We start from the raw sequence: 13,994 nt of genomic DNA, 5'->3' as shown, positions 1-13,994 counted from the left end.
GGGCAAGTTAAGAAATTACACCAGAACCTAAACATTCATTGTCCTGATACCATGCCGCAAACTGTCCTGGTGAAATAGCACTTTGTGGTGCATCAAAAATCAAATAAGCGCCATCACTTACTACATTTAAAACAGCCTTTTCTAAAGTCTGTCTATAACGTATTCTAGCCATAACATCCGTGGTCTGTCCTGGTTGAAGTGCCAGATCTTCACGTATCCAGTGCAGCTCGCTTTTATCTATGAAAAGTCCACGACGGTAAAGTCCTGGATGCTGTTTTCCCTGGCCTACATAAACCGTGTTATTCTTTACATCTGTCTCTATAACAAAAAGTGGTTGTGGCGTACCACCTACCGCGAGACCTTTGCGCTGCCCACGTGTAAAGTAATGCGCTCCTTGATGTGTGCCCAGTTTTTTTCCTTCATGTGGTTGATAATGTCGCTTACGCGAAAGCGTAATCATAGCATCCTCATCTTCTACAACTGCAGCTTTATCCATACTTACTTCGGCTGGAATTTCTACAATGTCACCGGTTTTGGGTTTCAACTGTTGCTGTAAAAAGTCTGGCAGACGTACTTTACCAATAAAGCATAAACCTTGAGAATCTTTCTTGCCTGCAGTAATTAAGTCCTGTGCTGCTGCGATTTTACGTACTTCAGGTTTTTGAAGATGACCTATAGGGAATAATGTACGAGCTAACTGCTCTTGTGATACCTGACATAAAAAATAGCTTTGATCTTTATTAAGATCTGCTCCACCAATAAGATGATGAATCTCTTTACCATCAACTGTGGTGGTTGTCTTTTGACAGTAGTGTCCAGTAGCGACATAATCTGCCCCTAATTCTAAAGCGATATCCATAAAAACATCAAATTTAATCTCACGATTACATAAAACATCTGGATTGGGCGTGCGGCCACGAGCATACTCATCAAACATATAATCAACGATACGCTCCTTATACTGCTCACTTAAATCTACAGTTTGAAACGGTATCCCTAGCTTATCTGCGACTAACATCGCATCATTTGAATCCTCTAGCCATGGACACTCATCACTAATGGTAACGGTATCATCATGCCAGTTTTTCATAAATAGACCTATTACCTCGTGACCTTGCTCTTTTAAAAGATATGCCGCAACGCTAGAATCTACTCCACCTGAAAGTCCTACTACTACTTTTGCCATGCTGCAAAAATAATTCATCTGTATTACAGTTAAGGCGGTAGTCAAGTTGATTTTTCTTATAGTGAGCATGATAAAAATTGATAATGACCTGTCTTAAGCTTTTGTTTAATACTTTTAACAAATCATTAAACATAATAGGTGGTAATTGAGACTATATTTGAACAAATAAAAAAACTAAAACCCAAACTCATGAAAAAGTTAATAACCAATTTTAAGGTATTGATGCTTGCGGCACTTACCATAGGTGCAGTATCTTGTACAGATGACGATGATAATGGAGGAATATTGGATAACAATAATTCTGCTTACGACTTAACAGTAGATAATGCTGATTTTACTATTCTAAATGCAGCCTTATTAAGAACCGGATTAGACGCTACACTAGATCAAGCAGGTGGGACATTTACTGTATTTGCACCGACAGACACAGCTTTTCAAACATTTTTATCAGCAAACGGATTTGCTACTATAGATGATGTGCCAGTTTTAGTTTTAAGAAACACATTGCGCAACCACGTGCTAGGAACTGTGGCGCGATCAACAGACCTTACTGATGGGTATGTAAAGACCAGTGCAACAAACAATGATGGTGACGCATTAGATTTATACATTGACCTTACAGCAGGTGTTGTTTTAAATGGTGTTGCAGAAGTAACTATGCCAGACGTAACGGTAGATAACGGTGTAGTACATGTAGTTGATGAAGTAATCGCATTGCCTACAGTAGTGACTCTGGCCGCTGCAAACCCAAGTTTTTCAAATCTAGTTACCGCAGTGGATCAAGAAGGATTAGTACCTACGTTAAGTGATGACACGGCAACATTTACTGTGTTTGCTCCTACTAATGATGCTTTTCAAGCCTTAATTGATGAAAGCACAACAGACGGATTAAATGATATAGCAGACGTTCTAGCATTATCTAATTTAACTGACGTACTTACTTACCATGTAGTGAGCGGTGCAGCGGTAAGAGCAGAAAATATCGTAGACGGTGCAAATGTGGATCCTATAGGACCTGGAACTTTTTCTATCACAGGAACAGTAATTACAGATGCACAAACAAGAGACACAAATATTATTGTAACTAACGTTACAGCAATTAATGGAGTAGTACACGCTATAGACAACGTGTTGCTACCATAAACTTTTAGGTTAGTAGAGAAAAAGCCTCATTGCCTCGTGCGTGAGGCTTTTTTGTTTTATAAAATCTCGTGTTCATATTGTTTACTTTTACAGTCTAATCACATTTATGAAATCTACTACCTTTAAAAAAGAAGTATATGATCAATGTTATCATATTCTCAAAGACCATATTTCTACTATCGCTAAAAATCTAGAAAGATTAATGGATTCTAAACAAAATGAAACTAAAAGTAGTGCTGGTGATAAGTATGAAACGGGAATGGCCATGATCCAAAATGAAGAAGATCTATATAAAAGACAACTAGCAGATACTTCTAAAATAATGGAGCATTTTCAAAAAATAGAAGCTTTAAAAAAGTGTGATATGGTAGAACCTGGCGCACTTTTAAAATTGCCTGCTGGCTGGTTTTATGTAAGCGCCGGTATGGGAAAAATAATGGTAGATGGTGAGGCTATATTTTGTATATCGCTACAATCACCTATAGGAGTAGCGCTGAAACATAAAAAAACTAATGATATTGTTAGTTTTAATGATCAAAAGTTTACCATTCAGGAAATTTATTAAAGATGCAACAAATCAAACAACAACTTACAGAACTTCAAAACTTGACGCAATTAGGAGATCAAGAAAATAATGAAGTATCAAAAGTGGGTAGCTACTGGCATATCGATCATGCGCTACAAGTTATTAATAGCATTCCTCAAGCTCTGGCATCTTCTCAACCTAATGATTTTAAACCCAAATGGTCTTTTCTTAAATGGACCATAATGACATTTAAAAAAATTCCTCGAGGAAAAGGTCGCGCTCCTAAACATGTTTTACCTAAAGAGACAATCTCAAAAAATCACTTATTAGAACAACTACGAATTGCCTCAAAAAGAATTGAAAGCTTGAAGCAGTTAGATTCTAAAAGCCATTTTAAGCATCCACTATTTGGACATTTAAATTTAAAAGAATCTCAAAAATTTCTATATATCCACACAGAGCACCACTTAAAAATTATACGTGATATCATCAGATAAAAAACGTCATCTACTCTTCTTCCTCATTAGATTTGGGAACAAAAATTTCAGTACGCTCTAAAAGTTTATCAGAGATTTTAAATTCTGTGCTAAAATTGAAGGTCTTATCCTCATAAAAGTATTTATAGTAGGCGGTCTTCAACCATCTTACATCTGTCGCCTTTTTATTATACTCATTATGCGATGCTATTTTTACGACTTCATTATCGCTCCATACTAGCAACCTGTATGCTCCTACTCCATTACTAGCACAACGTTTAATCAATTCTTTAAATTGATCAGCATTAAACACATAAATAGATTCACCTTTTACTGTGTATTGAAGATCTTTGAAAAGGGTTTGTGTTAAGAATTGTTCTTGTGGAGTCATGAAAATAATTTAAAGGACAAAGGTAGGTTGAACTGCAGCTTCAATAACATCTTTAAAGAAGAAAATATAAACTCAAAATCCTACCTTTGCCCTATGTCTGAAAATAAAGGAATACGCATTAATAAATACTTGAGTGAACAAGGCTTTTGCTCACGTCGCGCCGCAGATAGATTAATCGAGCAACAACGCGTCACCATCAATGGTTCTGTTCCTGAAATGGGAACTAAAGTTCAACCCAACGATAAAGTTGCCGTTGATGGTGAACCTATTTCAAAAAAGAAAGAAAAACCTGTTTATATCGCATTTCACAAACCTACAGGAATTGTATGTACTACAGATACACGTGTTGAACCTGATAATATCATAGAATATATCAACTATCCGACTCGTATTTTCCCTATAGGCCGCTTAGATAAAATGAGCGAAGGATTAATTTTCTTGACTAATGATGGAGATATTGTTAATAAGATCTTGCGCTCTCGTAATAATCATGGTAAAGAATATATAGTCACGGTAGACCACAGTATAGATGACCGATTTATAAGAAGAATGGCGTCAGGAATCCCTATCCTCGATACCGTTACTAAAAAATGTGAGGTAGAGCAAATAGGACGTAAAACCTTCAGGATCGTTCTCACTCAAGGTCTTAATAGACAAATACGTCGCATGTGTGAATACCTCGATTATCGAGTAACAAAATTAAAGCGTATCCGTATTATGAATGTAGAGCTGGATATTCCTAAAGGCACCTATCGTGACTTAACTCAAGAAGAACTCGATGAAATCTACAGACTTACTGCTGAAAGTACCAAAACCTATGAAGAAGAAAACAATAGTTTTGACGAAATAGATGATGAGTAGAAAATTAAAAAAAAGCCTCGATTTAACATCGAGGCTTTTTTATTTTGTAGTGTTGTACCTTATTGTTTGACAACTTTAGTCGTATAAGTTTGGTCACCATTGCGCAGCTCGGCAATATAGATTCCCGCAGGAAGATCTGTAAAATCGAGTTGAGGATTGTTATTAGTCAGCTTTCGCGAAAGCGTAATTCTACCTCTCACATCATATAAAACAACCTGTGCGTTATCTAGAACGGCATTTTGCAAGTTTACCTGAACAATACCAGAAGTAGGATTAGGAATTAAACTGAAATTCACCACTGCTGGCTCATCGATACTCAATGGAGTGCGGAAGGTAGACGTAAATGTATTAGTGATAATAGGCGGATTGAAATCAAAGTAAATTTCGGCCGTATTAGGAATCACGGTTCCTTCACTAGAAGCAAGCGGCTTAATTTTAAAGTATATGTAACCATTTGCACCTACAGGATCTGTGGTAGAGTCTGGTAATAATATATTATCAAATCTCCATACGACTTGCTCTTCCATTTGCTCCATCACATAGTTATGACTAGAATTAATCATTTCTAATGTCGACCAATCTAGTTGCGCATCTAATGTATCTTCTACTCTTACATTGATAGCGCTTGCCGTTCCTGTGTTTTCAAATCTAATGGTGTAGTAGAAATAATCACTAGGACCAAATTCTGATGGGTTGATGAAGGCTCCACGAGATTCCATTTTATCATTAGGGTCATAGCTACCTATCACTATTTGAGAACTTACACTAGTATTATTAAGAGGTGTTATATCATTTGCTACAGGTGTTATACTTGCTGTGTTAGTTAATATATCACCTAGATTAATATTAGGTATTACTGGAATTTGCATTTCTATTTCCATAGTTCGATATTCAAATGGTAATAGATTTGTATAGTTTAAATCCACACTCGTTGGGTTAATAACAGCGGTTGGATCATCTACTGCAACAATAGAAAGTTGTGGGTCATAGGAAAACTGCAATTGTCCCGTTGCTACTGGAGTGGTTCCCAGATTTGCATAGACGACTGTTTCTTTATAAGTAAATCCAGGACGTGGTTGCTGTTGCGGTATGATATATACGACGACATCTTCATAAGCAGCGAGTGGAGTAACTAGAAAATCTCTAGTTGTGACGCCTGAGCCTGCTGGTATGCTTTGCGCACTATAGGTTGCAGGCGATACTGTGTAATTTGAAGCATATGCTGGTATTACATTATAGCCCAAGTCATAACTGTTTGCCGGATCTGAGTCATAAATAGTATAAGCTGATAGTGGCGTTACAACTTGCATGACACTACCATTCATGTTCTTTTCCCAATCAAATATCCCTAGTGGAAAAGGAACATCTGTAGCATCAACAACACCGTTAAGGTTAACATCTAGTATGGATTGCATTCTTATTCCATCGCAATTAACGGTAGCAGTACTTCCTGCTCCAATTTCTACTTTTAAAAAGCCAGCAGTGTTCGAAAAATTTGAAGTTAATAAAAGGTAATATTCACCAGATTGAGCATTATTGATTTGGCCTATTTCGGGCATGTTTACAGAGAAACTATGATCTACATAATTAGCTTGTGTAAGACCATTTGCGCATCCACCTGTTGCTGTTGTAAATGGACCATATAAAGCATAATCAATGTCTAAATCCTGCCCTAAAAAATCTGGTTGTGTGTTTTGCCACACTTCAATAGTTAAATCACCACTAGTCTCTATAGGAATATAAAACCATGATGGATTTCTAGGACCTGTTGATTGAGAAAAAGGATAATAATTACCTAGTTGTGCATTTGAATTATCAGCTATATTCACAAATGGTTGTCCTATACGATCACATAATGATAGCGCATTTTCACATAAGTAAGAGTTATTACAATTTCCTTGTGCATTCAATTGAATGGTATAAATCAAATCACAATCACCAGCAACAGTTTCCCTTACATAAACGGTGTTGAATTGACTATTAACTGGTAAATTATAAAGTGATGGATTAGTGATCGCTTGTGTCTCATTTTGAGCATCAATAGGATCTTCATAATAACTTAATATTGCACCTGCGTTAAGCTGTGTTGCAATTAAAGTTAAATCAAAGTCTACATTTCCATTAAGGTCTGTATCACACTCATCTAGTATTAATGAGACTGTATTATCATAGGTATAAGTATTAATAAAAAGATCAAAACTGCCTACTCTATAGGCTCCTGTTGCATTTTCTTCTAGTCTGAAGTATATGATCTGATTACTATTTATACAATAATTGTTAGGAGCTGATATCGCACTGGTATCGGTATTTGCGTCTGCATCACTGAGATGATAAGAAATACTAAAATCTGTAGGATTATTATTTGCCATTATTTGACCAGCGTGTTGTGTGAGATCAAAACACACTTGAACTCCAGGATCTGCACATTGTAATAAATGAGACGGATTGCCTATGGAGAAACAATTTGGGTCTGTAATTAACTGTAATGGAGAGGCGCTAGCACAGCCCGAAGGGAAAAAATCTGTTCTAACATAAACTTGGCTGACTGCTGCTGTCGTTGAAAAGTTTGCTCCAAAACCTATTAAATTAACACGATCTAAAGCATCTTGCTGTGTTAAATAGTACTCTGTAAACGCACTGTCTATGTTAGGTGTTGCAGTGGCATCAATCTCGGCAAGTACCGCACTACTGTCCCAATCTATAAATCCATCTCCATCGTCATCACAGCCCGTAATAGGAGTTAAATTAAATACTGGTGGTGCTGGACTGATAACTAAGTTAAAAGATTGAGAAGTATCTCCACTTCCTGTAGTGATATCATGAACTCTAACAAAGATAGGTTGAGATGTAGATGTACAATAAGGAGAAGTTAATGGATTTACATTATTATCAGCATCAACTTGAGAAATATGATAAGTGACACTATACTGGTTTGGTGAAAGCGTTCCTAGAGCTGGAAAATCATTCACGTTTAAGTCAAAACATGCTGAATTATTTTGATCTTCGCACTCTTCTAGATCTACTACTTGAGTATTCTGATTACAGTCTGTTAAAATTGCAACTACATTAATGACTATGTGACAATTTAATGAAGTTTGTACTCGTATAAATAAATCTACAGGAGAGTTTGCCTGATGGATAAAAGTTGTAGAAAGCGGATTTGAATTACTGTCTGCATCTTGCTGACTTAAAAAATAAGTGAAAAGCAAATTGTTCTGACCATTTGACATAAATGGCTCGATATCATAAAGATCTACTTGAACCTCACCGGTAGCAGTAATTGAACCGCAATAGGTAAAGCTCTGTAGATTATTAACAACAGGTAAGGTCTCAACTATTAAATTACCTGTAGTAATATTAAAGTTACCCGTTGCATTATCATCTACACGTATAAATATCAACTCTGGATTAGTAACGTTTGAATAATTTGCCATGGGCAATTGATTCAAATTATTAACAGCATCAAATTGGGAAGAAAAATAAGTTGCACTGTGCGTCGCAGGACTTTGATTCCCTATTGCCGTAGCATCCCAAAAAGTCAAATCAAAAAGTTCTGTTCCGTCATTAGAAACATCATCACATAAAATATAATCTGGAACTGGACCAGCAGTTACTTGTGCTGTAGCAATGGTAGTCAACAGTAGTACTGTTAAGAGTAAAATTCTTTTCATGGCGGTAGTTTTATGGTTATAAGTTAGTTGAAATCATGGTCATTTCAGGTATTGAACGACCTTTATTAGACTACTGACTTATTCCATAGATGAACTAATAACCAGATGGTTGCGTGAAAAAGATTCCTACATTATAGGTTTTCTGGCATTACTGCTAGACTCTTAAATAAATTTGCTTTAGATATAAACAGCTTTTTATAGGTATTAATTTCCTTAAGTTTTGAATCTATTAATTTAACCTCTCTACTATTGATCAAAAATAATGAGCTATCACCTAAGTCAAATTTACGTTCTTCTCCCGTTAACATAATTTGCGATGACTCTACAATATTAGTTATCATATTTACTTGAACGGTATAAGAATCTAATTCATTAAAAATACTAGTGACTTTATTTTTAATTTCTAACTGTGTTGACGCCAGGTCGTATTGTGCATCGGCAATTTTAATTTGTGCTAGCTTTAAATCACCACGTTCTTTTCTTAAAAATAAAGGCATAGAAAAAGTGATACCACCTTTATAATTTGCTGTTTGAAAACTATTAAATTCATTCCATTCTGGAGACAAAAAATTATAATCCAGTGTCAACTTAGGCAATAATTTATTTGCCTTTAATCTGCGATCGATATCTAATTGATCAATTTTAAAATTCATTGAACGCAACTTAGGATGATTTTCTATGGTAAATTCATTTAAAGAGAAACCATAAATTTCTAGCGTTGTATCGATCTCGTTGTTCAAATCTGCTTGAGGCACAATAGTAGGTTGCAATTCTACAGGTATCTCATTAAGCCATAAAAAATTAGAAAGCTCAAGACGTTGTTTAACAAGCTCTATACGAGCTTGCTCTCTATTGAGCGCTCTGTTCTGAGCCGCAATGCCTGCTTCTACAGTATCTATAGCGGCCTTATCACCTGCTAGAAAGCTAGTTTTTACCGCTTGAAATCTGATTTGGGCATTTTCATAAAACTGATCATAGACTTTGTATTCCTCATGTATTTGCCACCATTTAAAATATGCAAGTGCAGCTTCATATAAAACCGCATTAACTAATAAATCGCGATCAACTATACTTTGCTCATTATAAATTTTGGCCTTACGTAAGGTGGCCATACGTTCATTAATCAAAAACCCTTGACCTAGATTAACACTTACACCAGCATTATACAATCCATTTTCTGGAACTGTATTAGAAGGATCTAAAAAAGTTCCTTCATTGCGCTCAACACCAGCCTTAAATTCAATACCATACCAGGTAGGTATTTTGAACATCGCATTAAGTTGATCATAATACTCTGTTCCTTTAAATTCCTTACGATCATAGTCTACCTCAATTTTTGGATCAAATCCACCACGAGAACGCAGCAAGTTAGCCTGTCCACCATCGATTAATAATTGAGCTTGCTTTGCAATAGGATGATGCGCTTTTACAAACCCCATATACTCTCTAAAACTCATTTCAGTAGAATCTAGAGCAATGGTTGATAGTTGCGAGCTGTGTTGTGTGCGCTTTCGCGAAAGCGGACTCTCCACCACAGTGGCATTCATTATAAAGCTGATGAGCAGACCTATGAGCAATAGGGATTTATTTCTTTTTCTTATCGGCATCTTTTGTCGTTTTAGGCTGATAATAATTAGGTGGAAAACCGTTTAAACGTCGCCATAATTCATACCAAATAGGCACATCTTCTAATAAAGCAATGGTATATGCACCAGAACCAGCACGCAATGCTGTAGGCCATGGATGATCGTTCTCATCTGGTGCTAGTAGAACGCGATATTTTCCATTATCACTGATAAAGGTTTCTACAGCAACTACTTTTGCACCATAGGTACCATAGGAAACATTAGGCCAACCAGAAAAAACGATGGCTGGCCAGCCATCAAACTGGACACGCACCTCTTCACCTAGATGAATTAAAGGTAAATCTAGCGGCTCTACAAAGGTTTCTACGGCAAGGTCATAATCTGCAGGCATTACGTTTACTAATGGCTCACCTTCTTTAAACGTTTCACCTAATCCACCAAAAATAGCTTTATTGATATATCCATTTTGTGGTGCTGTTATAAAGTAAAGATCATTACGCATTTGATAATTTGTACGATCTGTTTCTAGTTTAGATACTTGTGCTTCTGCATCAAACTGGCTAGACTGTGCTGTAAATTGATCGCTACGCGCTTTGGCTATTTTTTCTGCATACTCTTGTTGTATACGATTAAGGTCAATTTGAGCGTTAATGATTTCATTACGACTCGTTAATAATTTATTTTCTTGAGATATTAATTTAGCTTGAGTTTCTTGAGTTTTCAAACGCTTTTCCTCAACCTCAGTCATCGGTTTAAGACCTTCATTATTTAAGGTTTGTGCACGTAATAATTGAGTCTCGGCAATTTTTAAATTAGTTTGTGCTGCGATATAATCGATACTATCTGTGGTCACTTTTAATCGTGCTTGCATCAACTTATTGCGACCTTGTTCTAGTTTTAATTGTCTTTCTTGAGCTAGTGCACCAATTTGATTTTCTAATGCTTTTACCTTCTCACTATATGAAGATACGCTCATGGTTTTGGCATCAATTTGCTGTCCTGTACGTTTCACTAGATTAGGATCAAAATACTCGTTCTTGATCTCACTTATACGCAGTATGGTATCTCCTTTTGCAACAAAGTCACCTTCACGTACAAGCCATTGCTCTATCCTACCTGGAATGGGTGATTGAATAGTCTGTGGTCGTTGATCTGGTGTAAGTGTTGTTACATATCCATTACCCGTTACATTTTGTGTCCATGGTAAGAATAACATAACCACACAGGCAATTGCGGCACCTGTTAAAAATCTATTGAAATATTTATAGTGTCTACGTTCTAGAACACGCTGACCAGACTTATAATTAATAAGATCTAGCCTTTTTACTAATTCTGTTTGAGAAATATTGAGCATCGTTCTTTATTTATCTTCTATTAATTTACCTTGATCAAGTGTCACTACACGACTACATTTACTGGTCCACGCCGGGTTTTGACTCACTACAATTAAGGACCATCCATTACTTTTATCGGTTAAGAACTCCATAATTCTTTCTGCTTCAGACTCATCAAATTGATCTAATGGATCTTTAAGAATGAGCATTTTGGGCTTGCGTACAATACTGCGAGCAAGAACAATTTTTTTAGAGACTGTATAGGATAATTGCTTTCCTTCTGGAAATAAAATAGTCTTTAAGCCCAATGGTAACTTTTTCAAAAAGCTATTGAGTCCTACCTTACTTAAAGCCCAGTAAACTTCATCATCTGTTATTTCAGGATCACCAAAGGTTATATTTTCTCTCAAAGTACCTTCAAAAGGAGATTCTTCAGTTAATGATTGTCCTATATGCGACCTGTAGTAATTTAAATTAACTCCTCTTAAATCAGTATTATTGACATATATATTACCATGTGTAGGTTCTATAATACCGGTTATGAGTCTCAATAAAGTAGCTTTACCACTACCGTTATTACCTCTTAAAGCAATATTACAAGACTGAGTAATTTTAAGAGACACGTCATTTATAATAGGAAGACTTCTATCTTCTACTTCATAGGTTACGTGTTCCAAGTCAACAGAAAAATTATCATCATCTTTAAATGGTTTTTCTCCATCCATAGGCTCTAATTCTTTATCGACTACATTACCTAATTTTTCTAATGAGGTTAAAACGTCATAAACTGACTCTAAGCCTGTGATTAATTTTTCAACAGCACCGATGATGATTAATATTATTAACTCTGCAGCTACAAACTGACCTATGTTCATTTCTTGACTCAATACCAGAATACCACCTATTAATAATAAACCTGCTGTCACTAGAACTTTAAAGCCTATCATTTGTGTGAACTGGCTAATCAAAACGTTGAAATGCTTTTCTCGATATTTCAAATACTCTGCTGTGAGTTGATCATTTTTATCAACTGCAAGAGTCGTTTTACCTGATAATTTAAAGCTAACAATAGATCGTGCCACCTCTTGCAACCAGTGAGCCACTTTATATTTACTTTGTGACTCCATTAAACTACTATCTAATCCCTTTTGCGCGGTAAATTTGAAAAGAATATAGACTAATAATACTAGTAAAAATCCGTAGATAATAAAAAATGGATGGTAAAAAGATAGTAGTATTAAACCGAAGAGTATCTGTAGTAATGCCGTAGGATAATCTACTAAAATCTTAGACAGGCTTTTTTGAATAGTTAATGTGTCAAAAAAACGATTAGCCAACTCAGGCGGATAAATACCGTGCAATTCACTCATTTTAATTTTAGGAAAGCGATATGCAAATTCAAATGAAGAACGTGTGAAAATCTTTTGTTGTATGTTCTCTGTTATCCTTATTTGCATAAGTTGTAATACTCCACCAAAAGCTACACCTAAGGTTACTAAAATAACCAGTATAATCCAGGAGGTACTTATTTGCGCTCCTTGAATTAAATTAATTATAGCTTGAATTCCTAGAGGTAATGATAAACCTACCAATCCAGCAAATATGGCATAATAAAAGATCTGTCGTACATCTTTCTTGTCCAGCTTAAGCATTCTTACTAAGCGCTGCCATGCGGTTAAAATATTCTTACTTTTTGCCATAATTTATTTAAGAGTTTGAAATACTAAATGCTTGAAGTAATCTGTAGGTGATACTTGATCATTACAATCTGTTAAGTTTTTAAAATGATCTTTTAAAAAATGTTGATGTAGTGCACCTTCTAGTATCGTACTACTTAATGATGAAGGGTATGGATAATCTGCATTCACCAATAAAATCATATCCTTCACTCTCTCAACTAATCGTTTATAAATGGTAAAGTAGCCGCTTTTATTTTCCTCATCCACCTCTTTTGTTAGGTAAGATTTAGAATACTCTGCAATGACTATTTTATTTAAAACTACCTCATCTATATGTTCAAACTTTGAATCTTGCTCAATAGGTTGAGTTATGATTTCTACCGCTCTACGCAAACGGTCTGTAGGCTGTGTAATTTTAAGAGTTTCGATTACCAGCTGGTACTCTAACCAGCCCCAATACCATGATGTTAGGTACAGCAACAGCTTATGCTTATTTTCAAAATATCTATATATAGAACTCTCATTAGAGCCTATTAACTTGCCTAACTTTTTAAATGTAAATTGTTCAAAGCCCATTTCATGTATCATGGTTATACTATTACTGATAATGCGCTGCCCTAATTCAGATGATTCAGGATCTTTTACAAAGATTTTATCGTTAATCTGTACCTTTAAATTTTGTAGTAATTGGTCCATGTTAATTGTATTACCACACAAACATAATAGTATTACTATTAATAATGAATAGTTTTAGTATTATTTAACAATACAGAAACTATCATTAAATAATGAAGCACAAAAAAACCTGTGAAAATCACAGGTTTATAAATAAGATATAAGATTCTGTTACTGAATCTCGGCCGTTAAACCGGCTTCTAATAATTTTGAACAGCGTGGCTCAAGATCTTTATATGCGCCAGTTTTCACACTGCATTTCCCTTTATAATGAACAATCATAGAACATTGCTCTGCCTGTAGCGGTGTATGGTCACAGGCTGCAACTAGCATATCTATAACATGGTCAAAGGTATTCACCTCATCATTATAAAGAACAATTTTATTTTCTTCTTGTTCTAGCACCTCTAAGTCTAACTCTGGAGATACTTTTTCTTTTGTACTCATAATCATCATATTACAAAGG

Annotated in this window: 12 protein-coding genes; 4 read left to right on the top strand and 8 right to left on the bottom strand. The window is 35.5% G+C overall.

The genetic code is table 11. The annotated features are described in order from the left end of the window. Positions 1-7 precede the first annotated feature (7 nt). Positions 8-1,186 carry a tRNA 2-thiouridine(34) synthase MnmA gene (gene mnmA / locus BST92_RS10040; RefSeq protein WP_105071327.1) on the bottom strand — a complete coding sequence of 393 codons (1,179 nt, stop codon included), beginning with the start codon at positions 1,184-1,186 and terminating at the stop codon, positions 8-10. Positions 1,187-1,375: 189 nt separating this feature from the next. On the opposite strand from mnmA, the gene BST92_RS10035 reads away from it, so the two are divergent. The 3 genes from BST92_RS10035 to BST92_RS10025 all read left to right on the top strand — a co-directional run bounded on the left by BST92_RS10035 (position 1,376) and on the right by BST92_RS10025 (position 3,352). After that, complete coding sequence (locus BST92_RS10035) at positions 1,376-2,329, top strand: fasciclin domain-containing protein (RefSeq protein ID WP_105071326.1); 954 nt, start codon at positions 1,376-1,378, stop codon at positions 2,327-2,329. Positions 2,330-2,435: 106 nt separating this feature from the next. After that, the gene (locus tag BST92_RS10030; protein ID WP_211292474.1) at positions 2,436-2,894 is read left to right on the top strand and encodes a transcription elongation factor; all 459 of its coding nucleotides are present in this window, start codon (positions 2,436-2,438) and stop codon (positions 2,892-2,894) included. A gap of 2 nt (positions 2,895-2,896) precedes the next feature. Continuing rightward, positions 2,897-3,352 (top strand): DUF1569 domain-containing protein, encoded by a 456-nt coding sequence (locus BST92_RS10025; RefSeq protein WP_105071325.1) that lies wholly within the window; start codon positions 2,897-2,899, stop codon positions 3,350-3,352. Between the two features lie 10 nt (positions 3,353-3,362). Here the strand turns inward: BST92_RS10025 and BST92_RS10020 are convergent, their stop codons facing one another. Next, positions 3,363-3,722 carry a hypothetical protein gene (locus tag BST92_RS10020; RefSeq protein WP_105071324.1) on the bottom strand — a complete coding sequence of 120 codons (360 nt, stop codon included), beginning with the start codon at positions 3,720-3,722 and terminating at the stop codon, positions 3,363-3,365. 93 nt (positions 3,723-3,815) lie between these two features. On the opposite strand from BST92_RS10020, the gene rluF reads away from it, so the two are divergent. Continuing rightward, positions 3,816-4,583 carry a 23S rRNA pseudouridine(2604) synthase RluF gene (gene rluF / locus BST92_RS10015; protein WP_105071323.1) on the top strand — a complete coding sequence of 256 codons (768 nt, stop codon included), beginning with the start codon at positions 3,816-3,818 and terminating at the stop codon, positions 4,581-4,583. A 59-nt stretch (positions 4,584-4,642) separates the two neighbouring features. On the opposite strand, the gene BST92_RS10010 is transcribed toward rluF, so the two are convergent. The 6 genes from BST92_RS10010 to BST92_RS09985 all read right to left on the bottom strand — a co-directional run bounded on the left by BST92_RS10010 (position 4,643) and on the right by BST92_RS09985 (position 13,975). Beyond that, entirely contained in the window at positions 4,643-8,254 is a 3,612-nt protein-coding gene (locus BST92_RS10010; RefSeq protein ID WP_105071322.1) for a T9SS type A sorting domain-containing protein, read from the bottom strand. Between the two features lie 131 nt (positions 8,255-8,385). After that, positions 8,386-9,861, bottom strand: a complete 1,476-nt coding sequence (locus BST92_RS10005) for a TolC family protein (RefSeq protein ID WP_202963791.1) — start codon at positions 9,859-9,861, stop codon at positions 8,386-8,388. Beyond that, positions 9,839-11,194: an HlyD family secretion protein gene (locus BST92_RS10000; RefSeq protein ID WP_105071321.1), complete on the bottom strand. Its 1,356-nt coding sequence runs from the start codon at positions 11,192-11,194 to the stop codon at positions 9,839-9,841. Before BST92_RS10000 ends, BST92_RS10005 begins: the two co-directional genes overlap by 23 nt. A gap of 6 nt (positions 11,195-11,200) precedes the next feature. Next, on the bottom strand, positions 11,201-12,874 hold the full coding sequence (locus BST92_RS09995) for a peptidase domain-containing ABC transporter (protein ID WP_105071320.1): 1,674 nt from the start codon (positions 12,872-12,874) through the stop codon (positions 11,201-11,203). 3 nt (positions 12,875-12,877) lie between these two features. Next, entirely contained in the window at positions 12,878-13,549 is a 672-nt protein-coding gene (locus BST92_RS09990; protein WP_105071319.1) for a TetR/AcrR family transcriptional regulator, read from the bottom strand. 150 nt (positions 13,550-13,699) lie between these two features. Continuing rightward, positions 13,700-13,975, bottom strand: coding sequence for an ATP-dependent Clp protease adaptor ClpS (locus tag BST92_RS09985; protein ID WP_105072246.1), 276 nt, complete (start codon positions 13,973-13,975; stop codon positions 13,700-13,702). Positions 13,976-13,994 lie beyond the last annotated feature (19 nt).

The organism is Nonlabens arenilitoris (genome assembly GCF_002954765.1).
In the GTDB taxonomy this organism is placed as follows: domain Bacteria; phylum Bacteroidota; class Bacteroidia; order Flavobacteriales; family Flavobacteriaceae; genus Nonlabens; species Nonlabens arenilitoris.
The sequence above is the reverse complement of the archived record's forward strand: the minus strand, read 5'-3'. Positions and strand labels throughout refer to the sequence as shown.